This is a genomic window from Curtobacterium sp. MCPF17_046, from assembly GCF_003224295.1.
Classification (GTDB): Bacteria; Actinomycetota; Actinomycetes; order Actinomycetales; family Microbacteriaceae; genus Curtobacterium.
Genome location: NZ_QKLB01000009.1, coordinates 73,184 through 94,388, shown reverse-complemented (window position 1 = coordinate 94,388; position 21,205 = coordinate 73,184). Strand labels below are relative to the sequence as shown.

Genomic DNA, 21,205 nt, shown 5'->3' with positions numbered 1-21,205 from the left:
GGCGGGGGACATGGACACTCGCCGGGGGACCCGAAACCTCGGTTCGACCACCACACGAACCACCCTGCTCTGGGTCGCCGTCGTGGTGGTCGTGCTGGTCGTCGTCGACATCGCACTCGTGACCCTCGCGCTCGGTCGCACCGCTCCGAACGCCGGTGACCCGGCAGGCCCGATCCCGACCTTCTCCAGCTCGCCGGACTCGAGCGCCAGTCCGACCCCGTCCGTCTCTGCGGACGCCGCGGGCGTGACGCGTCGCTTCCTCACCGCGGTGGACGGCCAGGAGGCGTGGCGCGCCACCGGCACGACGTGCGGCGGACCCGCGCCCACCCTCGAGCACACCGTCGACGGCGGCGCGACGTGGGTGCCGGTCGCGCTCGGACCGGACGTGTCGACGCTCATGGCGATCCGGGCCTCCAGTACGGACCTGACGATCCTGGCCGGCGTCGGTGCGGACTGCGCCACCACCGTCCGCACCAGTGCCGACGACGGCGTGACCTGGACGGCTGGCAGCCCCGGCGCAGCCGGTGCCGGCATCTCGACGGCCGGCATCGTCCTCGCCACCGGTGTCGTCGAGTCGCCCTGCGGCAGCCCGAAGAAGGCGTACCAGGGACAGCAGACCTCGGTCGTCATCTGTGAGGGGAAGGTCGAGTGGCGTCCGGGCACCGGCGAGTGGGTGGAAGTCCCGGTCGACGGGATCCGCGCGGTGGCGGACAACGACGACGAGTACCTGCTCGCCCGTGTCGGCGCCGAAGGGTGCGCGGGCGTCGAGATCGCCTCGCTGACCGCGATCGGCGTCACGCCGGAGACGGCGACCCCGGCCGTCGGCTGCGCCGCTGACGCCGAGACGATCGGCCCGATCGGCCTCGACCGTGCCGGGGACCACATCTGGCTCTGGGCCGGCGACGCCGTCTCCGTGTCTGCGGACGGCGGCGCGACGTGGTGACCGGATGGCGACCATGACCGCGGGCGCGGTACGGGTCTCAGCATCGACGGGCTCCACCGAGGCGTGGAGTAGGTCCTACTCGCGCCGCGTCCTGGTCACGGACCTGTTGGCGCTCTTCTGGGTCGTCTTCGGCGTGCAGATCGCGTGGCTCGGGCTCGACTCGAACCTGGCGACGAACACCGCCGACCTGCGCCTCAGCTACACCGGGATCTCGATCGTCGTGATCGCCGTGTGGATGAGCGCCCTGGCGCTGTACGACACCCGGGGGCACCGCGTCATCGGCGTCGGCAGCACCGAGTACCGCCTGGTCGCCGACTCGAGCGTGCGCGTCTTCGGGGTCCTGGCGATCGCCGCGTACCTGCTGCACGTGGACCTGGCCCGCGGGTACATCCTCATCGCCTTCCCGGTCGGCATCCTCGTCCTGCTGCTGTCGCGGTGGATGTGGCGCCAGTGGCTCGTCGCCGAGCGGAAGCGGGGGAACTACTCCGCCAAGGTCCTGCTGGTCGGGTCGACCAGCAGCGTGCTGCACCTGGCCCGTGAGCTCGGCCGGTCGCCGGAGGCCGGCTACCGCGTCGTCGGTGCGGCTGTGTCAGCAGGGACCCGAGGCGTCCTGCCCGGCTCAACGGTGCAGAGCTTCGGCGGCTTCGACGACCTGACCGAGGCCCTGGCGGAAACCGGTGCCGACACCGTCGTCATCACCAGCGCGGACGACCTGCCGCCAGAACGCGTCCGCGAGCTCAGTTGGTCCCTCGAGCCCGGTCGCCAGCACCTGGTCGTCGCGCCGAGCCTGACGGACATCGGTGGCCCCCGCATCCACACCCGCCCGGTGCAGGGCCTGCCGCTCATCCACGTGGAGACGCCGACCTACTCCGGGCGGAAGCTCTACACGAAGCGGGCGTTCGACCTGGTCGGGTCGACGGCGCTCATCATCGTGCTGTCGCCGGTGCTGCTCGTCCTGGCCCTGCTGGTGAAGCTGACGTCGCCGGGGCCGGTGTTCTTCCGGCAGGAGCGCGTCGGACTCGATGGCGCCACGTTCCGCATGATCAAGTTCCGGTCGATGGTCGTCGACGCCGAGGCCCGGCTGCAGGAACTCAGCCCGCTCGACCGGGCCGAGGGCAACGACGTGCTGTTCAAGATGAAGAACGACCCCCGAGTGACCCGGGTCGGGGGGTTCATGCGGCGGTACAGCTTGGACGAAATCCCGCAGTTCTTCAACGTGCTGATCGGGGAAATGTCGCTGGTCGGGCCGCGTCCGCCGCTCACCCGCGAGGTCGAACGGTACGACCAGCACGTGCACCGGCGGTTCCTGGTCAAGCCGGGCATGACGGGCCTCTGGCAGGTCAGCGGTCGCTCGGACCTCTCGTGGGAAGACTCCGTGCGTCTGGACCTGTACTACGTCGAGAATTGGTCTTTGGTCGGTGACCTGATCATCCTGTGGCGGACTGCGCGCGCGGTGATGCAATCGCAAGGGGCGTATTGATGAAGAGGACCTTGCTCAAGTGACAGGACAGCTCAGAAGCACTTCATCGAATGGCCAGCTAGCTGCGCGTGCGCTGTCTAAAGCGGATTCTCCTACTGGAGCGGTTCACTTCTTGACGGTAGCTGCTGCGCTCACGTCGAGTTGGAGTGCTGTCCGCATCGGCGGAGTGACCCTCGCTGACATCTGTCTCATCCTCGGCGCGCTGTTGGCGCTGCTGTCATCCGGCTCCCGTATCGCTTTGATCAAAGCCTGGATGGTACTTCCGGCGCTCTTGGCGTTGGTCCTCATGGCGCGAGACGTCATAATCTTCGGACGCCCGATCAATGGAACGATCGAGGTGATCCAAGGCATCAGTCCGTCGCAGATGTTGCTACGGATCACGCTGTCCACTCTGTGTGTTGCAGTACTGTGTATCGCCAACACATCCTTGGGACGCCCGGGTCTACAGCGGCTTGTCGGTTGGTGGCTGCTCGGTATCGCAATCAGCGCCGCGTACTCTATTGGGCAGAGCGCCGGCATCCTCGCTGTGGGTGATCTGGTGCAGCTGAATGGCTCGTCACGCTTCGCTGGACTCACGAGCCATCCGAACGCCCTGGCTCAGACTTTGGTGTTGGCACTCCCATTCGCACTTCTCGTGCCGGGAAGGGCCCGATTTGGTTCTGTGTTGGCGCGGGTCCTTGGGCTCGTTCTCTGCGGCGTAGCCCTGTATCAATCAGGGTCACGTGCCGGTCTCCTGGTCGGCTTCGTGGCGGTATTGCTCTGCGGATGTATCGCAGCGAAGCGTGCTCACGCCCTACGATGGGTTCTTCCTCTCGTCCTGCTCGCATTCGCGACCGCCACGATCTACGGTCCGGGACTCATTGCAGGAACGAGATTTGCTTCTGATTCCGGCTCAACCGCGAGCAACACCGCACGTGTGCAGGCATTGAGCGAGGGGTGGGATGCGTTTCTTACCCATCCTCTGGTGGGAGCCGGCTTGGGTGTCTGGGTCGGCGAGCTGGCGCCACTCGTCCTTCTTGTGTCCGGCGGGGCGACGTTCTTGGCCATCTACACCGTTTTCGTTTTTAGGCCGATCTCTGTGATGCTCAAGTACCGCTCGGAGTTCATGGTCACGGCTTGTGTGATATCGGCCTCGCTCGTTCCGGTCCTCGGTCTCCTGAACAACGGGTTCACCGAACGGTACTCATTTTGGCCGGCCCTGCTCGGGTATAGTTTGGCTCTCATTGCCGGTTCCCGGCGGGAGATGGCGACACAGGCTGCTGTGACACGTTCCTGATCAGACGACTGCTCAAGTCGCCAGAGGCTTGATGAGGCTGAATGGAGGGACATTCGGCGGCGGGTTCCCATGTTCCGGATCAGCGTGCGATGGAAGCTGCTGTTGAACTCCCTCAGTGCGGCCTAGTACCCGTCTTCCTGGCTGGCACCCCAGACCAGATCTCCCAGGGACCGGTGCTCTTCGTCAGTACTGAATTGGCTCCGACAACAGACCCCTCGGCGACGACCAAGGTGCCGCTCTTCGCGACCACCACCGCATTTGCGCCCAGGATCACGTTGTCAGCCAGGACGAATCCCTTGAAATCCGGGTCGGGCTCCTGCCAGATGTCTGACCGTCCGACCGTGACGCCCTGGTGCAGCATCACGTTCCTACCGATCCGGGTGAGACCGTGCACTACGACGCTCCCAGCATGCCGGAGGATCAGGCCGGTGCCTGGGTCGAGGGTCTTCGCCGGGATGTCTATCCCGCGGAACTTCAGAGCCTGTCGAAGGATGGGCCCGACGATGCGTTTCTTTTGAGCGAGGATTGCCCATGCGTAGAACTTGTCGATCGGACCAGCAGGTGGGCGGAACATTCCCTCACTCTACTGGTCAACACGCTTTCGGTCCTCGGGTAGATGCGGGTTCCGCGGAGCTCAGCGAGACCAGCGCACTCGGGGTGGGTTGCGCGCTGGGGTGCAGGTCATCGTCATCGGGTTACTACTGATCCCAGTTGAGGAGGAGCTGTCCCGCGATGATATGGTCGACCGGCACGGTAATCTTGATGTTATTCATGTCGCCGTCAACGGTTGTGATCCGTGCAGAGGGGTCTGCATTCTGCAGGAGTTCGAAGACGGTTCCGAAGGTCTGTTGCTCTTCCGCGCTGCTCCGCGCAAAAGCCTCGCGGAGAGTCTTCAGCCAGAACCCCTGCGGGGACTGACCTCGGAGATGCGTGGACCGTCGCGTGAACTTGACGACCTTGTTGCCCCGGGTCTTCACGATGGGGTCGATCGAGTCAATCACCGGGATCACGGCGTCCGCATGCTCAAGCGCTCCCACGACGCGGTCGATCAAGGAGTGATCGACGAGGGGCCGCACCCCGTCGTGCACCAACAAACGCGCATCAGCAAGGTCGACGGAGGCGACCGCGTTGAGTACGGAGCCGTTGCGATGCTCGCCGGCGGCCACTATGGTCCAAGCCTTGCGTCGTACGGCGTCGCTGACTACTTCCTCGATCTCTGCTCCCCACTCCGGATTCGCGGCGATCACGATCCGCTCGGTCTCCGGATGAGCATCGAAGGCACGGAGGGAATAGGAGAGCACCGTGTGTCCGGAGAGCCGTGCCAGCTGTTTCGGCTGAGCAGCTCCGAAGCGTGTCCCGACTCCGCCCGCTAGGACGACACCGATCAGGGGATCTTTTTGCCCAGAGTTCACGAAGCGGTTCCTTCCCGTCCGACGAGGTGTTCGTGCCGCCGTGTCATGCAATCTACAGGGTATTGAGCCTTCTTCCGCGATCGGGTGACCCTACTGGTGCAGCCGGATCAGGCGCCTTCTCGCGAGTTCATCGAGGACTGAACCCTGCGACGGCCATTCGTCGACCAGGCCGAAGTGCTCAGACGAACGTTCTCGGTGCTCTTCGAAACACCTACCACTGAGGATCTCGTCCGCGAGACGGTTGAAGTCGTCCGCGGCGACCAACTCTGGCCCCGGAAGCCAGTCTAGGGCGTCGCCGGGCACGACGCCTCGAGTCGATACGTACTCCACTTTGTCCGGCATGAAGTAGGCGATGGGCTTCCGGATCGCGAAGTATTCGAACCAGACGGACGAGTAATCCGTGATAAGGCCGGCAGAAGCCCCCAATACGTTGTACAGCGTCGTCCCCGCGGCCGTCAGCACATCAGACGAGATGTTGAGGGCACCGGGGACATGGCGATTCAAGGTATCCGCGGGATGCGCTTTCACCACCACTTCAATCCCCCTCGCACGGAGCACGTCGAAACCGTCTTGGATCGCCTGGGTCGTCGAACGCCCGCCCACGTCTTCAGCGGTCGAGACCCATCCGTCGTTGGTGCCTTCCTTCACCGCGGCCTTTCGATAAGTCGGCATCCAAACGACAAATGGTTTTCCGCTGAGCCCGAGCCTTGTCAGGGCCGTGGCCGTGGCTGGTTCTCGGAGTCGTGCTGTCCGCGGGGGCAGGGCGATCAAGACATTGGCCGGATCGACACGAAAGGCAGATGCTCGTGTCTCTGCATGCAGTTGCGTCGGCACGACTAGGTGTGTGGCGTAGCCGGGATAGTCGACGCGTTTGATCCCGTGTCCGTGCCACAGATTGACGACACTACGCGAAGGGGCGAGGCGAGGGTTGCCATAGAGGCCGTGGGTGTAGAAAATCGTCTCTGCGACGACGTACGAGGAGAGAGCAGCGAACGACCAGTACTTGGCAGTTCGTACGTGCGGTGCCAGCACGAAATCGAGATTGGAGAGTTCACGCTCCGACGGCGCATCGATCCACGTGATGCGGCCGTCGTATCGGTCCTGCAGTTCCCTGACGATCTGTACCGCGTTCCCCTCGAGCGCGGGGAACCCGTTCACGACGACGAGCCGCTGCCGACGTAGGAGATGCGTCATCACCGCGAGCGTCTTCGACAAGACGGACCAAGCGGCCCTCCGCAAGAGCCGCCGACCTAGGGCGACTACACCGCCGCTCGATCGCCTCCGCTTGCCCACTTCACCCCTCACTGGACGGCACCGTACCCATTGGAAGAACATTCTGATCCTTGAGATGAGCTACGAAGTGTGCGGCCATCGCCTCTACGGTGTAGGACTCGCCACTTTTCCAGGTTCGTTCGCGGAGGTCCAGCAGTCGGTCCGTGTTGCTGAGGAGGTCGATGACGACCTTGGCGTACTCGATCTCTGAGTCCCCGGAGCGAATTGAGTTCGACGAGTTGAGGTATTCGGCTTCCGGTGCATGGAAGGGCCAGTCCGTCGTGATCACCGGAAGTCCGAGGGCCACCGCGTCGACCGCCACGAGGCCCACCCTTCCCGGCATCAACAGAATGTCCGACACGCTGGAGAAGCGAACCAGCTCCTCCTGGTCGAGCCGCGGGACCACTCGGACGTGACGACGACGATCTGCCTGGGCTGTGACGAACTCCTGCTGTGGCCCTGACCCCGCTACCACAGCTGTGAAGTTCGGCACTGCGGCGACTACGCGGTCGATGGCCTTGAAGAGGAAATCGATCCGCTTCGCCTCGATGAAGGCGCCGACGAAGAGTCCGACTGGCCCAGATGGAATATCCTGAGCATGCCGAAAGGCTTCGATGTCCGACGAGGAGAGACTTGCCCGCACGCGCCGCAGTGTCGCCGTATCCGTGGCATTGAACACTGCGCGGACACGACTTCTCGGGACACCCATGGACTCGACGGCTGCGACCGCACTCGGGGTGTAGACCAGAACGCCTCGAGCACGACGAGCCATTGCGGTTTTTATGGCTTTGCCTACGCGACTTTCCTTGCTCACGTACGAGCGACCATGTCCCCAAAGGAACGTCTTCGTCCTGCTAAAGAACAGGAGGAGCAGAGATTCCAGCGCAGTGGCAGAGAACGGTGCCACGACTGCTCGGGCTCCCCGGGCTCGTCTCCAGATTCGTCGGAGAGCGAGAGTGTGGCCGAACACCTGCAGCCGGAGTTGCGGCACTTCTACGCTCCACGGACCGGTACGAGCGCTACCTACTTTGCGCATTTCGGTACCGGGGCTTCCGTGCCAGACCTCCAGGTCGAACCCCTCGGTGGATAGCTGGCGGGCCAATTCGTCGAAGAAGGGCACGCGGTAGTCTGGTACGAAGGGTTGCGAGACTGCAATCAGCTTTCTTCCGGTATTCCGGTCAGTCATCAATCGGTCTCCGATCGGCTTCTCGAGTGTCGTTGGGAACGCTCGTCGCTCGACTCTCGGTGGGTCGATCGACGAGCGGAGGCGGCGTGGGCTCCTGGATGGCGATCATTCGGAGTCGCCGCGCTGCGGGGATGCCGAGTATGAGCGGGTAGCAGACAGCGCTCGTGGCGAAACCGGCTACCAAGCTGGCGTCTACTCCGCCCAGGACAAATCCGATGAAGAAGCCGATCCAGGATGCTCCCACGAGGAGTGCTCGTGTCGTGGTGACCAGAGCATGATGTCCGAGCAGTCGAAGGGTCACGCCTTGGATGCCGGCCCAGCCGGAACTGATGGCGACCAGCCCCACGAGCAACACTCCGACCTGTAGAGCTGAAGACTGCACGCCCGACGGGTTGATGCCAAGCAGTCGAACAGTTAGAACGATACCCGCGACAACGATCGCAGACATGACGATCAACCGAGTCGAGAGTTGTCGGCCTCTCTGAAGGAGTGAAGCTGTGCTTCGGTGGGAATCCCGGGTTGCCCCGTCGGCGACGAAATTCGCCGAGGTCGCAGCGAAGATGAGGTTCATCGGCCCGAGTAGCGTCTGGGCGAACCGGAAACCTCCGACGAGTTGCGATGCTCCGAGGCCGCCAAGGACGAACATCGGAATCGTGGAGTTCAGCTGTCCGACGGTGAATTCGAGGAATTGTAAGTGGGCCTGGTGACGGTACGCCCGGAAGGGGGTCCAGCAGGTGATCCGGATCGTCCACAAGCGCGACCACAACACGATCGCTGAGAGGCCGGCCGTGGCCGCGACTATTGCCTGCAGCCCCGCGGCATCAAACTGTAGATCGCCGAACTGTAGAAGGACTACCGGGCCGAGCGCGAGCAGGCGCACAGCATCGCCGAGCGCAGCGTGCCACCTACGGTCTGCCGCGATGAAGCGACTGCGCAACCAGTCGTAGAAGACCGGCAGCCCGAAGGTCGCAGTCACCAATGCCAATGGCTCGAGAGAGCGCACGCCGAGAGCCCAAACCAGTGGGATGCTCAGGACAGCAATGGCCACGCTGGCAGTAAGCCCGTACCTGAAGGGCACGCGGGCGTCGGGATCGGTACGGAGGAGGAATAGGGCCGGTCGAGTCAGGCTTGCTCGTACGAGCCCGACACTGGTCGTACTGATGAGGGTGAGGAGTGAGAAGATGGCGAATTGTTGCGGTGGCAGGACTCCGACCGCGATGATCATCGCCAACGCGCCCGATACGCTGGAGAACGCCTGGGCGAGCAGAAGTGGGTTGTTGGCTGCCCGGCGTATACGCGGCCAAGTCCTCGCGAAGACCCGTCTCATCGGACCTGTTGCACTGCTTCCCGATAGACATCGCCAAGTCGAGCGGCGACCGCCGGCATGCCGAATTCGGTCCTGACGGCTTTGCGCCCGTGTTCACCCATCCGCGCGCGCTTGGCAGGATCTGCGAGAAGCTCGGCGATCGCCTGCGCCAGACCGTCCGGGTCGTCCCTGGACACGATGCCTGCTTCATGACGGCGAACAGCCGCGGCCAAGCCGCATGACTCTGTCACGACCACCGGCTTACCGAGGGACATGGCTTCGAGGACAGTCATGCCGAACGGTTCATCGACGGCTGATAGGACGTAGATGTCACATTGAGCCATGCGATCCATCGTCCGGGCCGGGTTGATGGGTCCCTCCCAAGCTACCGTGCTCGTGCGGTTGCCGATGGCGCGCTGAACAGCTGGCGCCTCGCCTTCGTCTGGTCCGACGAGCGCGAACCGGGTCGACGGGAAACGATCTTGAAGACGCTTCGCTGCTTCGACGAAGTACAAGGGACGTTTCCGTGCGTGCAATCGCGCCAGGTACAGCACCTCGGTGGAGTCTGTCACAGGCGGACGATCAAGAACCTCTTGCTCGGGCACGCCGTTCGGCAGGACCACTGGCTGCGGGAGGTCGCGGGCCACGTGCTTCAGATCGTCGCATTCCCTCTCGTTGAGAGCGAGAACTGCGCTGGCTCGCCGGAGAGCTGGTCGAGTACCCCAGCCATCGACCGGCAGGGCCAACAGCTTCCGTGAAGGGATGATCATCCCATGGGGCTGCACGACGACAGGTATCCCGCTCCTGAGCAGCGTCATCACGGCAGGAAGTGTCACGAGGTCGCGAGCAAGATGGACATGCGCTACGTCGAAGTCCGTCCTGTGATCGAGCAGCCATCTCACCATTCCCGGAGCGAACATGCCAGCGAACCCCATCCCGGGCACACGTCTCGTTCGGAACAACAGAGTCCGAACGCCGTCGACGATCGCCGGGGGTGAAACGTCACCACCGGCTGCGCCCGCAACCACCGTTACCTGGTGACCATCCGCCTGAAGCGCCTGCGACTGGTTCTGACAAACTCGTGTCGGCCCTCCGAAAGCACCGTCTGAGCTGATGAGCGAAACAACGTGGAGAACCCGCATCACGATCTCCTACCGTCTTGATCGCCTAACTCGAAGCGCTGTCCGACCGGTTCGCATCGCGGCCCCTCGACCACGACGTTCGGAGGCACGCGCCCTTGGACGATCGTCATGGGTTTAGCGAGGACTGACTGCCCGATCTCAGTTCCGCCGAGGACGACACATCTCGCTGTCAGCCATACCCCGTCGTGGATACGAATCGGACGAGTCAGCAATGCCATGTCGCGACGATGTGCATGACTTCCCGTCGTCAGGAACGACTCCTGGGAGACGACGACATTTGCGCCTACCCGGATGTGGTCTTGGTTGTGGAACCAAGCACCTTCGCCGATCCAGCAGTTGTCTCCGATGGTCAGTTTCCAAGGGAAACGAACACGGGTTCGTGGACGGAAGACGACATTCGAACCGATCCTTGCACCGAAGGCTCGTAGTGTATGGACGCGCAGTGAGGAGCTGATTTGCCAGGGGTTGGTGACCAGCAGGAGCTCCACAGCGCCCCAGAGATACACCTTCCATCGCGGCGCATCCCAGGATTCCCGCTGGCCGGGCGCTTTGCTGAGGTCGACGATCGGGATCCTCGGATCGGAGTAGCCTGAACTGGTCAACGCCACTCCTAGGCAGTTCTCGTCAAATGAGCTACAGCGAAGCGGACCCCGCTGGTTCCAGCAATTGTTGCGCTATTACGGGTCACGATCGGACCTCGACGTCCCGGGTGTCGCCGTCGTTGATGTTGAGCATCTTCGAGGGGTGGGCTCTACCGACCAAAGCGTGACCGGCTGCGAGGAGATTGCCAGAAAGGCGAGAGCGTCGCGACGCAAACCGGGCGGAAGGGACCAGCGCCAGGGCTAGGTTCTTCAGCGAAGGCCGCATCATCTCGCGTACGGTTTGGGCAATTGTCAACGACCTTTTCTTTCTCAGATGAAGGGGGTTCGCGATCTGGGAGTAACCGAATCGACGGTGCGAGGTTCTGCCTCCGGTGCTTGAGCCTCTGTGAGCAGTCACCGCACTGTCGACCCGAAGTAGCTGTCCTCGTGAAAGCGCCCGCTTTGCGTAGTCGAGATCCTCAAGCCAGGAGTACAGGGGTAGATCCTCGTCGAAGCGTAAGTCGCGGGTGGCTGCCCATCGCACGCAGAAGTTGCAGCCATAGAGGCTGTCGGTGACTGCAGGTGGTCGGGAGGTGACACTCCTCGAGGGCCGAAGGCTCTCAGCCAGTGCCCTTTCGCACTGCTCGAGCGTGAATTCAGTTCCTGCAGCGGCTCCATCCAGTACCACTCGACCGGTCGCTGCTACAGCTTCCGGGTTCGATCCGAGAACGTCGAGCATGCTGCTGATGTAGTCGTGGCGCGGCACCGAATCATCATCGAAGAAGAAAACGTAGGACACGGTCTCGGGGATCATGTCGAGTGCTTTGTTCCGTTGACTCGACGCGCCGCGAACGCCCGTGCATACGGTCCACTTCTCCGGTATCGGCATGTCGGGCACGTCGGAGTCGTCAGGTGCAGACAGGAACCCAAAGAAGTCTGGGATCCGGCTGTCTTCGAGCGTGTTGATGATGTCCCGCGCCGCGTCCGGGCGCCCGGCAGTTGCAATCACGACCGCAATCGAGGCCATTGTCGTTCTCATTTCGTACGCGATGACGTTCAGAGCGAGAGTGTTCCCTGTCCTCAAGGGTGCCGGATCGTGGTCTGACGAACCGGAAGTGTCTTCCCCCGTCGAACTGCCCCTGTCAACAAGCACCGGATCGGGTGCGTTCTGATCGATGGTTCCGTGAGGTCTTGTGCTGCGATGTCAGGGTCAGGGTAGTGCCTGTTCGAACGTTTTACGAGGCGCCGCCGTCGGGGGTTGGCCCGTCGTGGTCGTCCTGCCGTTGGTCTGGGTTGGCTGAGGCCCTTCCTCCTGCGGCTCGCGAGCAACTGTTATGTTCACTCGGTGAACAGACCCTTCTCCGTCCTGTTGGTCGGGCTGAACTTCCGACCAGAATCGACTGGGATCGCTCCGTACACCTCTGGACTGGCCGCGGAGTTGGCTCGGCGAGGTGTGCGTGTTCGTGCCATCAGTTCGTTCCCGCACTACCCGCAGTGGCGGTTCCCAGACGGCGGTGTCCCGTCGAAGTCGATCACGAGCGAAGCGGGCGTCACCGTTGTGAGGCGACGTCACCGGCTCCCGAGAAGGCCAGGCGGGCTGTCTCGTGCCCTGTCGGAACTGTCGTTCGGCGTCGCTGCCGCAGCCACTCGTTTCGGTCGCCCGCACGTCGTGGTCCTCGTGTCTCCGGCGCTGCTTTCGTCGGCAGTGGCGCTTCTCAAAGCGCGGCTGGTGACGCGGCGGCCAGTGGTGTTTTGGGTGCAGGACCTCTACACGCTTGGCCTCCAGGAATTGGGGGCGGGTAGCGCGACTCTGGCTGAGCGGGCGATAGGAGCGGTCGAGCGGTGGTGCCTCCGTTCCGCCGATGCCGTGGTCGTGATCCATGAGCGCTTTCGGAACACGGTGGTCGACACGCTCGGAGTCGACCCAGACGCCGTCACGGTGGTGCGGAATTGGTCGCACTTGGAAGACACCGAACCCGTCGACCGTGATGCCGCCCGTGCCGAACAGGGGTGGGACCGGTCGGATTTCGTGGTTTTGCACGCGGGCAACATGGGTGTGAAGCAAGGGCTAGAGAACGTCGTGCAGGCTGCACAACTCGCCACGTCGAATGGCAGCACTGTGCGCTTCGTGCTGCTTGGTGATGGCAACCAGCGCGAGCACCTGGCGGCGTTGAGCGCGGGGGTTCCTGCCGTTTCCATGGTCGGTTCGCTGCCGGATGACAAGTTCCGCAACGCCATTGGCGCTGCGGATGCGCTGCTCGTCAACGAGCGGCGCGGCGTTGCCGGGATGGCGGTCCCAAGCAAGCTGACGTCCTACTTCAGCACGGGACTTCCTGTCATCGCCGCGACCGATCCGGGGAGTGTCACCGAGAGCGAGGTGCTCCTGGCTGACGCCGGTCTCGTGGTACCGGCGGGCGACCCCCAAGCGCTACTGGAAGCCGCAGAGTCCCTGGCAAGCGACGCCGAGTTGGCCGCCAAATTCGGCGAGAACGGGCGCCGGTATCGGGCCACTCGACTGACTCCCCGCGCATCGTTCGATACATTTACTCAGCTCTTGCAGGAGCTCGCTGCGGGACGTGGCGACACCAGGGAATCGGGGAACGTTTGACGAAGCGCGCGCTCATCACGGGCATCACGGGGCAGGACGGGTCGTACCTGGCCGAACTGCTGCTCCGCAAGGGATACGAGGTGCACGGAGTGATTCGTCGCGCTTCCACGTTCAACACTTCACGGATCAACCACTTGTACGTCGATCCGCACAACCCGGACGCGAAGCTCTTCCTGCACTACGGCGACCTCGGTGACGGCGCTCGCCTCGTGAGTCTCCTCGCTGAGCTGAAGCCAGACGAGGTCTACAACCTCGCCGCACAGTCGCACGTGCGTGTGTCGTTCGATGAGCCCGAGCACACCGGTGACGTGACGGGTGTCGGCTCGATGCGCATGCTCGAAGCCGTTCGGATGTCCGGGATCCACACCCGGTTCTACCAGGCGTCGTCTTCCGAGATGTTCGGCGCGACGCCTCCGCCGCAGAACGAGGAGACGCCGTTCTGGCCGCGGTCGCCGTACGGCGCCGCGAAGGTGTACAGCTACTGGGTCACGCGGAACTACCGAGAGGCGTACGGGATGTTCGCGGTCAACGGCATCCTGTTCAACCACGAATCGCCGCGTCGTGGTGAGACGTTCGTCACCCGCAAGATCACACGAGCCGTCGCTCGTATCAAGGCGGGGCTCGAAGACCACGTGTACCTCGGCAACCTCGACTCCGTCCGCGACTGGGGGTACGCCGCTGAGTACGTCGAGGGCATGTGGCGGATGCTGCAGGTCGACGAGCCGGACGACTTCGTGCTCGCGACGGGCGGTGACTTCACCGTCAAGGACTTCCTCTCGACCGCGTTCTCGCACGCAGGGCTGAACTGGGAAGACCACGTCCGGTTCGACGAGCGCTACCTGCGTCCGAGCGAAGTCGACGCCCTGGTCGGTGACGCGTCGAAGGCCAAGGACAAGCTCGGCTGGGAAGCCACGGTCGACACCGCGCAGCTGGCGCGCATCATGGTCGACGCCGACATCGAGGCGCTCGAGCACGAAGGTCGCCCGTGGATCGACAAGGTAAAGCTCGCGAGCTGGGAGTCGTGATGTCTGACAACGAATTCGTTCCGGGGCCGCTCGACCGGGCGGGACGCGTGTACGTCGCGGGTCATCGGGGGCTGGTCGGGTCTGCCGTCTGGCGCAAGCTCGAGTCCGAGGGCTTCACGGACCTGATCGGCCGCAGTTCTGCCGAACTCGACCTGAAGGACCGCGACGCGGTCTTCGCCTTCTTCGCCGAGCAGAAGCCGCGGTACGTCGTCCTCGCCGCCGCGAAGGTCGGCGGCATCATGGCGAACAACACGTACCCGCACGACTTCCTCAGCGAGAACCTGCAGATCCAGGTGAACGTCATGGACGCGGCGGTCGAGCACGACGTCGAGCGCCTGATGTTCCTCGGGTCGTCGTGCATCTACCCGAAGTTCGCGGAGCAGCCGATCCACGAGGACTCGCTGCTGACGGGGCACCTCGAGCCGACGAACGATGCCTACGCCATCGCCAAGATCGCCGGCATCATGCAGGTCCAGGCGGTTCGACGTCAGTACGGCAAGCACTGGATCTCGGCGATGCCGACGAACCTCTACGGACCCGGCGACAACTTCTCGCCGCAGGGGTCGCACGTCCTGCCCGCGCTCATTCGCCGATACGACGAGGCGGCAAAGTCGGGTGCGGAACGTGTCGAGAACTGGGGGACCGGATCGCCTCGTCGCGAGTTCCTGCATGTCGACGACATGGCTGCCGCGGTCCTGCACCTGATGGAGCACTACGACGGGCCGGAGCAGGTCAACGTCGGAACCGGCTCCGACGTGACGATCAACGAGATTGCCGAGACCATCGCAGCGATCGTGGGCTTCGAAGGTGAGACCGTGTGGGACACCACGAAGCCTGACGGGACACCCCAGAAGCTGCTTGATGTCTCGAAGCTCGCTCACGCGGGGTGGACTGCAGGCATCAGTCTGGAAGACGGGCTCCGGAGCACCATCGACTGGTACCGCGAGCACGTCGACTCGATCCGCGAGTGACGAGGCGGGTCGGACATGAGCAACCGTAGGATTAGTGCCATGTCCGACTTGCCCGAGTCGCGACGCGCTGCTGTACGCCGGGGGTCCAGGGCCCGCGTCGTGCTGTGGATCGTCCTTGCGCTCGTCCTCCTGCTGATCTTCGCCGTCGCCTGGGTGGGTGCACGGGGGCTGCTCGCGAAGCGGCACCTCGAGCAGTCTGTCGCCCTCGTGAGCACCTTGCGCTCGCAGATCACGGACGGGGACACGTCGGCGGCGCAGCGCACGGCGAAGCAGCTGGAAGACAACGCGTCGTCGGCGCGCAGCCTGACCGGTGACCCGATCTGGACTGTGGCGCAGTTCACGCCGTTCTTCGGATCGAACCTCCGAGCCGTTCGTGAGGTCGCGGTCGTCGTCGATGACGTGGCGACTGGTGCAGTGCGGCCGGTCGCCGGGGTCATCGGCGACCTCGATCAGGACGCATTCACCCCGACGGACGGTCGTATCGACCTCCAACCGCTCGTCGACGCACAGCCGTCGGTGGCCCGCGCGACCAAGACGTTGGCGATGGCAAGTGATGAAGCGGACGACATCGACACGAGTGCGACACTGTCGCCGGTGACGTCGGCGGTCGATCAACTCCGGAACGCGCTCGGAACGGTGACGCAGCAGGCGACCACGGCGAACAAGGTCGTTCAGCTCGCGCCGGCCATGCTCGGACACGACGGGGACCGTGACTACGTCCTGCTCTTCCAGAACAACGCCGAACTGCGTGCCGGTGGCGGGATACCGGGAGCTGTCGCCCTGCTGCGGGTGAAGGACGGGGCGATCAGTCTCAGCAACCAGGCTGCGGGGTCGTCCTTCGGACCGTACGACGAGCCGGTGCTACCGCTGTCGGCCGCGACGACGAGCCTGTACGGCGACATCACCGGGCGGTACATGCAGGACGTGAACCTCACGCCGCGATTCGACGTCACCGGTGCGCTTGCCCGGGAGATGTGGAAGCAGAAGTTCGGGCAGCAGGTGGATGGTGTCCTGGCGATCGACCCGGTGACGCTCGGCTACATCCTCCGGGCGACCGGTCCGGTGCAGCTGCCGACCGGGGACACGCTGACGTCGGACAACGCAGCGAAGCTCCTGTTGAGCGACGTCTACGCCAAGTACCCGGACCCGGCGGTGCAGGATGCCTTCTTCGCATCGGCGGCGAGTGCGGTCTTCGAGAAGGTGTCGAGCGGTGGCTTCGACACCAAGGCGTTCATCGCCGCGTTGACCGACGGCACGAAGGACGGGCGGCTCCGGCTCTGGAGCGCGGACGAAGCGGAGCAGAAGCAGATCACCGGGACCGCTGTCGCCGGCGATCTGCCGACTGCGTCGGCGCAGACGCGTGAGTTCGCCGTCTACCTGAACGACGGCACGGGCTCGAAGATGGACTACTACCTCGACAAGAAGGTCTCCGTCGGGAGCTCCGTGTGCCGGAAGGACGGCCGTCCGACTTCGGTGGTCGAGGTCACGCTGAAGAACACGGCACCCGCCGACGCGGCAACGAGTCTGCCGCGCTACGTCACCGGTGGCGGCGACTTCGGCACCGAACCCGGCAAGATCAAGACGCTCGTTGCGGTTTACGCTCCGAAGAACGGCATCTACCTCGGGGCTTCGCAGGACGGCAAGGGCGCGGCCCTGCAGACCGTGAAGGACGGCGAGCACCCGGTGGCGCAGATCCAGACGCTGCTCGCGCCGGGCGAGAGCACGACCTTCCGCGTCGCGTTCCTCGGGGAGGCGAAGTTCGCGAAGGCCGGAGTGCAGGCGGAGTCGACGCCCGGCGTCCGTCAGACGAAGGTCGAGCCGCTGCAGTTCGACTGCGCCGAGCCGGTCCCGGTCGGCTGACGCCGGCGAGTGCGCAGACGATAGGTACTCGGTGGCCGCTTTCGCCGCAGGGTGAGACGGCGTTTCGCCGAACTACGCGGCCGATCGTGCCCCCAATCCGGGGGTGCCGCGCGGGCTGAGCGCACTGCTAGCCGCACTCAGGTGCGACCTCGGTCCTCGTGGGGAGCGCGGGTGGAGACAGCGTGTCGCTCGTGACCTGGGGTTCTGCGTGTAGGGCGCCCGGTGCCGGCTGCGGACGGAGTCAGGAGTACCTGCTCCCTGGGAACCGATCCAGCCTCTGTTCACGAATTCGTTGCACGAAGGGTGGCAACAAACTGTGAACATCCGCTAGATTGAGGGAACTTCGCCAATCGCACGTGCCATGTCTGTGGTCACGGGGGGATTGACATCTGCGGAGGCAGGGCTCTGGTATCAGGGTCTGTCGGATCAGATCACTAGGGGAACCACTTCATGAAGAAGCTCATCGCCGCGGTCGTGCTGGCTGGCGCCGCACTGCTCGCCACTCCCGCCGCTGCCAACGCAGCTGGCTACGCTCCCGACTCGGACGTCACGATCTCGGGCAACTACGTTGCCGGTGGCATCGTCGTCATCAACTTCAGCGAAGGCGCCTTCCAGAACAACGAGACGGTCAACGTCCAGATCACCGGCGCCGGTGTCAACGACGCCACGCTCGGTGCCCTGCCCGTGACCACCGTCTCGCGTGCGTACGTCGCCGACGCCGACGGCTCGCTCGACGTCCGCGTCACCCTCCCGGTGGGCGGCTCGGGCAGCTACAACCTGACCGCCACGGGCGCCACCTCCGGTGTCGTCGGTGTCGCGTCCTTCACCATCGCCCCGGCTGACGCTGCTGCCGTTGCCGCCGGCAACGGTGCGGGCACCGGCACCAACGGTTCCCTCGCCTTCACCGGTTCGACCGTCTCCACCCTGGCCCTCTGGGTCGCCGGTGGCGCCGTCGTCCTCGGTGGCGGCCTGCTCGTCGTGCGCGGCTCGGTCCGTCGCCAGCGCGAGACCGTCTGAGCTACAGCTCACTGAGCGGGACCCCCGGAGCCGTCAGGCTCCGGGGGTTTCGTCGTGTCCAGAGGGCTACGTCACGTCACGACGAGGAGGATGCCGACGACGCCGATGACGGCGAGCGACGCGACCACCCAGAGCCACCAGGGGAAAGCGGAAGGACGACGGTACTGTCTGCGATTCGGGTTCACGTGCCGACCGTAGGGCGGTGAGGTGTCCGGCGGACGGACACTGCGCCTCCTGGCAGGTGCACGCGGAGGATTCTCGGCTGGCCGTCACACGTCGGACACAGCGGCGGGAGCCTTCGGCAACTCCCACACCTCTGCGTACCGCTCCCGCACGAGCGGCCAGACCTGCGCGACCGCGTCCTCGACGGACCGAACGGAGTCGCTGAGTGGCGGGGTCAGCACGAACTCGTGGGGGATGGGCCGCCCGGAGCGGTCCCGGCGCCCTTCAGGATCGGGGAAGCGCACGGCGAGCATCCCGGAGCGACGACGGACGACGGCCGGCACGTCACGTACCCCGTCGAACGCCTGCTCGTAGCGGGCGAGCGGGTCCTGCCCCGGCTGCTCGGTCGACAGGAACCGGAAGCCCCACGTGCGGCCCCGGGTCGCCCAGATGAAGCTCACGACTCACCCCGGCGCAGCACGCGCTGCTCGACCCCGCGGTCCAGGTCCTCGGCGAAGCGCGCGAGCACGCGAGAGGTGAACTCCTGCTCGGCCACCGCCTCGTCCTTGATCTTCGCGACGCGCTTCGTGGCGAAGCTGACGGCCCGGGAGCCGATGCCGCCACCGATCCAGCCCGCGGCCGCACCGACGAGTGGGGACTTGCCGTAGCGCGAGGTCGCCAGGAACCCCACGACGGGCACGACGAACTTCAACAGCTGCTCCGCCACCTGCGCCCCGCGCTGCCGGGTCGTCGCCCACTTCGCGAAGCGCTCGAACGGCAGCATCGCGGTGATCGGCAGGAGCAGGTCCACGCCGGTGCGGGTCGTCACGTCGATGTTCCCCGGCTCGAACTTCGCCGACGACAGCAGCAGGAAGTCCTCACCGACGTCGAGTGCGTCCGGGTCCTGCACGAAGCTCTGCAGCACGTCACGGAGTTCGTCGAGCTCCCCGCCGGCCTTGCCGATGACGAGCTCCCGGAACGCCTCGACGTCGATTTCGGGCAGCAGGTCCGCCTTGGAGAGCGCCAGGGTCCAGATCCGCGGGAAGCGGGTGAGCCGCTTGCCGTCCTCGAGCACGTCGTCACGAAGGGCGTATAGCCCGGTGTGGAAGTCGGTGATCAGGGCCTTCAGGTAGCGCTCTTCCTCGCCGGCGTGCTCGGCGAGGAGCTGCCCGTCGACGAGCAGCACGGCGACGTCGGCGCTGAGGAGCGACCGGAAGGTCTCGACCCGGCGCGCGGCCTCGTCGGCGGAGCTCGGGTCCTCCTCGAACCACTCGCCGGGGTAGTCGTGCCACACGATCCGCAGGGGCTTCATCGCCTTCTGCCTCGACCGGCCCTTCGGCAGGGAGTCCGCCGACGGCTCGATGACGAAGCGGTATGAGGTCGAGGCGAACCGGGTCGGGCTGGGCACGGTGTCGCCGTCGCGCATGCCCAGGTAGTTGCGGTGCAGCGTGCGGCCCTGGGCGCGGTCCTCGGCGGTCACGGCGAACCGGTTCGATCGTCGGACGCTCGGCTCCTGGGCGGAGCCGTAGAACGACGAGAGCAGGACGGTCTTGCCGCTGCCACTCCCGCCGAAGACGGCGATGTGCTGCTCCACCATCGGGGTGCTGTTCGAGGCCATGTCACCGACCGTAGGCGGGGGCACGTGCGGAGAGGCTGAGCCGCCCTCGGGTGGATGAGCCGCGAGCGGCCGTCAGCGCCGTCGCCGCGCGGCCACCCCGAGCAGCGCGACCCCGAGCAGCGCCCCGATGACGGCGCCCATCGTGTTCGCCACCACGTCGTCGATGGTCGCGAACCGCGCCGGCAGGAACAGTGCCTGCCCGGTCTCGATGGCGGCGCTGACGAGCAGCCCCGCCGCCGCGCCGGCCCACCACCAGCGGGCCCCGGCGAGCAGCACGACGAGCAGCCCCAACGGCACGAAGAACGCCACGTTCGCCAGGGACTCGAACAGCTCGTACCCGAACCAGCTCGGCGCTCCGCGCCGTTGCGCCGCGGCGACCACACGGGCGAGCAGCGGTTGCACGCGTGCGTCGACCGGGGTGCCCCAGAACCCGATGAGGACCACCGCCACCCCGTAGCCCACGGCGAGCACCCCGGCGACGCTGCGGCTCCGCCCGGTCGCGTGCGCGCTCGTGCTGCCGTGGCGCCGCAGGGCGCTGCCGGACCCGGCCATGCGGCCGACGGACGCCGACGGCACGTCGTGCGCGCGGTCGTCCGGTCGATCAGGGGTCACGGGGAGTGACGCTACCGGGGCGGGCCTCCAGGCCGGGTCCGCCGTCCGGCGGATCTCCGCACGGGAGGCCCCACCTGCCTCCGCCGCGTTTCGTCCAGATCGCGAGTACCCCGCTTTGTCCCCTGTACCCCGGAAACGTGACGTGTCGTCCCGGTTTTCCGGGGCTCGATACCGACGCGGATCAGGAGAACCCGTGAATGCACGGGGCTGGCTGGTGGGGCGGGGACGTCCCCCGTACCGTTGATCCCGCAAGCAGATGTACCCCAGAACGTGAAGGAGCAGGGCCATGACGATCATCAGCCACGACGTGCACCAGGTCGAGGTGACCCTCGACACGGACACCGTCGACACGATCGCCGTGCTCGAGGCCCAGGTGGCCCACACTCCCTCCCGCGCCATGCTCACGTGGACCGAGGTCGAGACCGGCCTCTGGTCCGCCAACTACGGCGGCTACTTCGGTGGCACGGTCGACAAGCGGGACGGGCACTACTTCGTGTCCGACACGTTCGGCCAGTACGTCGGGGACTTCCGCTCGCTGGAGAACGCACAGTCGCGTCTCGCCGAGCGCCTGCACATCGTGCTCCCGTCCGTCATCCGACCGGTCGACTGACCGAACCCGACACGAAGCACGCAGAAGCGAAGCACCACCCGGAGGCCTGACCTCCGGAACAGCATGACCGAGGCCCCGCCGGAACACCGGCGGGGCTTCGACGTTGCCGGGGAGGCGAGCCGGA

The 21,205-nt window shown here is 65.3% G+C and carries 20 protein-coding genes and 1 pseudogene; 9 read left to right on the top strand and 12 right to left on the bottom strand.

Going from position 1 to position 21,205, the window contains the following annotated elements:
- Positions 1–10: 10 nt before the first annotated feature.
- The 3 genes from DEJ32_RS09920 (at position 11) to DEJ32_RS09910 (ending at position 3,699) form a co-directional block, all read left to right on the top strand.
- Entirely contained in the window at positions 11–943 is a 933-nt protein-coding gene (locus DEJ32_RS09920; protein ID WP_110901148.1) for a hypothetical protein, read from the top strand.
- A 4-nt stretch (positions 944–947) separates the two neighbouring features.
- Positions 948–2,423 (top strand): sugar transferase, encoded by a 1,476-nt coding sequence (locus DEJ32_RS09915; RefSeq protein WP_110901147.1) that lies wholly within the window; start codon positions 948–950, stop codon positions 2,421–2,423.
- 166 nt (positions 2,424–2,589) lie between these two features.
- Positions 2,590–3,699, top strand: a complete 1,110-nt coding sequence (locus DEJ32_RS09910) for an O-antigen ligase (RefSeq protein WP_110901146.1) — start codon at positions 2,590–2,592, stop codon at positions 3,697–3,699.
- Between the two features lie 112 nt (positions 3,700–3,811).
- On the opposite strand, the gene DEJ32_RS09905 is transcribed toward DEJ32_RS09910, so the two are convergent.
- From DEJ32_RS09905 to DEJ32_RS16000, 9 genes and pseudogenes are all read right to left on the bottom strand, one after another.
- The gene (locus DEJ32_RS09905; protein ID WP_110901145.1) at positions 3,812–4,273 is read right to left on the bottom strand and encodes a hypothetical protein; all 462 of its coding nucleotides are present in this window, start codon (positions 4,271–4,273) and stop codon (positions 3,812–3,814) included.
- A 124-nt stretch (positions 4,274–4,397) separates the two neighbouring features.
- A complete protein-coding gene (locus DEJ32_RS09900) occupies positions 4,398–5,111 on the bottom strand; it encodes a 2-C-methyl-D-erythritol 4-phosphate cytidylyltransferase (protein ID WP_181420641.1) in 714 nt (237 codons plus the stop codon).
- A 90-nt stretch (positions 5,112–5,201) separates the two neighbouring features.
- Positions 5,202–6,326, bottom strand: coding sequence for a CDP-glycerol glycerophosphotransferase family protein (locus DEJ32_RS09895; RefSeq protein WP_181420640.1), 1,125 nt, complete (start codon positions 6,324–6,326; stop codon positions 5,202–5,204).
- Between the two features lie 79 nt (positions 6,327–6,405).
- Entirely contained in the window at positions 6,406–7,026 is a 621-nt protein-coding gene (locus DEJ32_RS16500; protein WP_258368984.1) for a glycosyltransferase, read from the bottom strand.
- 24 nt (positions 7,027–7,050) lie between these two features.
- Positions 7,051–7,569, bottom strand: a pseudogene (locus DEJ32_RS16670) (hypothetical protein); the annotation flags it as partial.
- Positions 7,562–8,800, bottom strand: a complete 1,239-nt coding sequence (locus DEJ32_RS09880) for a hypothetical protein (RefSeq protein ID WP_146234124.1) — start codon at positions 8,798–8,800, stop codon at positions 7,562–7,564. The pseudogene DEJ32_RS16670 and the gene DEJ32_RS09880, both read right to left, overlap by 8 nt.
- Before the next feature lie 92 nt (positions 8,801–8,892).
- On the bottom strand, positions 8,893–10,017 hold the full coding sequence (locus DEJ32_RS09875; RefSeq protein WP_110901140.1) for a glycosyltransferase: 1,125 nt from the start codon (positions 10,015–10,017) through the stop codon (positions 8,893–8,895).
- Positions 10,017–10,619, bottom strand: coding sequence for an acetyltransferase (locus DEJ32_RS09870; RefSeq protein ID WP_110901189.1), 603 nt, complete (start codon positions 10,617–10,619; stop codon positions 10,017–10,019). Before DEJ32_RS09870 ends, DEJ32_RS09875 begins: the two co-directional genes overlap by 1 nt.
- An 82-nt stretch (positions 10,620–10,701) precedes the next feature.
- The gene (locus DEJ32_RS16000; protein WP_146234123.1) at positions 10,702–11,682 is read right to left on the bottom strand and encodes a glycosyltransferase family 2 protein; all 981 of its coding nucleotides are present in this window, start codon (positions 11,680–11,682) and stop codon (positions 10,702–10,704) included.
- 261 nt (positions 11,683–11,943) lie between these two features.
- Between DEJ32_RS16000 and DEJ32_RS09865 the strand changes: the two genes are divergently transcribed.
- From DEJ32_RS09865 to DEJ32_RS09845, 5 genes are all read left to right on the top strand, one after another.
- Complete coding sequence (locus tag DEJ32_RS09865) at positions 11,944–13,206, top strand: glycosyltransferase family 4 protein (protein ID WP_146234122.1); 1,263 nt, start codon at positions 11,944–11,946, stop codon at positions 13,204–13,206.
- Complete coding sequence (gene gmd / locus DEJ32_RS09860; RefSeq protein ID WP_110901138.1) at positions 13,203–14,231, top strand: GDP-mannose 4,6-dehydratase; 1,029 nt, start codon at positions 13,203–13,205, stop codon at positions 14,229–14,231. Before DEJ32_RS09865 ends, gmd begins: the two co-directional genes overlap by 4 nt.
- Complete coding sequence (locus DEJ32_RS09855; RefSeq protein ID WP_110901137.1) at positions 14,231–15,202, top strand: GDP-L-fucose synthase; 972 nt, start codon at positions 14,231–14,233, stop codon at positions 15,200–15,202. Before gmd ends, DEJ32_RS09855 begins: the two co-directional genes overlap by 1 nt.
- Positions 15,203–15,241: 39 nt before the next feature.
- Complete coding sequence (locus tag DEJ32_RS09850) at positions 15,242–17,062, top strand: DUF4012 domain-containing protein (protein WP_181420638.1); 1,821 nt, start codon at positions 15,242–15,244, stop codon at positions 17,060–17,062.
- A gap of 450 nt (positions 17,063–17,512) precedes the next feature.
- Positions 17,513–18,079 (top strand): hypothetical protein, encoded by a 567-nt coding sequence (locus DEJ32_RS09845; RefSeq protein WP_110901135.1) that lies wholly within the window; start codon positions 17,513–17,515, stop codon positions 18,077–18,079.
- 269 nt (positions 18,080–18,348) lie between these two features.
- Here DEJ32_RS09845 and DEJ32_RS09840 read toward each other — a convergent pair whose 3' ends face one another.
- The 3 genes from DEJ32_RS09840 to DEJ32_RS16250 all read right to left on the bottom strand — a co-directional run bounded on the left by DEJ32_RS09840 (position 18,349) and on the right by DEJ32_RS16250 (position 20,471).
- Positions 18,349–18,702, bottom strand: coding sequence for a hypothetical protein (locus tag DEJ32_RS09840; protein ID WP_110901134.1), 354 nt, complete (start codon positions 18,700–18,702; stop codon positions 18,349–18,351).
- On the bottom strand, positions 18,699–19,859 hold the full coding sequence (locus tag DEJ32_RS09835) for an ATP/GTP-binding protein (protein ID WP_258368981.1): 1,161 nt from the start codon (positions 19,857–19,859) through the stop codon (positions 18,699–18,701). Before DEJ32_RS09835 ends, DEJ32_RS09840 begins: the two co-directional genes overlap by 4 nt.
- A gap of 72 nt (positions 19,860–19,931) precedes the next feature.
- Complete coding sequence (locus DEJ32_RS16250; protein ID WP_181420637.1) at positions 19,932–20,471, bottom strand: VanZ family protein; 540 nt, start codon at positions 20,469–20,471, stop codon at positions 19,932–19,934.
- Between the two features lie 286 nt (positions 20,472–20,757).
- Between DEJ32_RS16250 and DEJ32_RS09825 the strand changes: the two genes are divergently transcribed.
- Positions 20,758–21,081 carry a hypothetical protein gene (locus tag DEJ32_RS09825; RefSeq protein WP_110901132.1) on the top strand — a complete coding sequence of 108 codons (324 nt, stop codon included), beginning with the start codon at positions 20,758–20,760 and terminating at the stop codon, positions 21,079–21,081.
- Positions 21,082–21,205 lie beyond the last annotated feature (124 nt).

Coding starts and splice junctions, on each gene's coding strand:
- DEJ32_RS09920 (WP_110901148.1), top strand. CDS start 11: ATGGACACTCGCCGGGGGACCCGAAACCTCGGTTCGACCACCACACGA.
- DEJ32_RS09915 (WP_110901147.1), top strand. CDS start 948: ATGGCGACCATGACCGCGGGCGCGGTACGGGTCTCAGCATCGACGGGC.
- DEJ32_RS09905 (WP_110901145.1), bottom strand. CDS start 4,273: ATGTTCCGCCCACCTGCTGGTCCGATCGACAAGTTCTACGCATGGGCA.
- DEJ32_RS09875 (WP_110901140.1), bottom strand. CDS start 10,017: ATGCGGGTTCTCCACGTTGTTTCGCTCATCAGCTCAGACGGTGCTTTC.
- DEJ32_RS09855 (WP_110901137.1), top strand. CDS start 14,231: ATGTCTGACAACGAATTCGTTCCGGGGCCGCTCGACCGGGCGGGACGC.
- DEJ32_RS09850 (WP_181420638.1), top strand. CDS start 15,242: ATGTCCGACTTGCCCGAGTCGCGACGCGCTGCTGTACGCCGGGGGTCC.
- DEJ32_RS09845 (WP_110901135.1), top strand. CDS start 17,513: ATGAAGAAGCTCATCGCCGCGGTCGTGCTGGCTGGCGCCGCACTGCTC.
- DEJ32_RS09835 (WP_258368981.1), bottom strand. CDS start 19,859: ATGGCCTCGAACAGCACCCCGATGGTGGAGCAGCACATCGCCGTCTTC.
- DEJ32_RS09825 (WP_110901132.1), top strand. CDS start 20,758: ATGACGATCATCAGCCACGACGTGCACCAGGTCGAGGTGACCCTCGAC.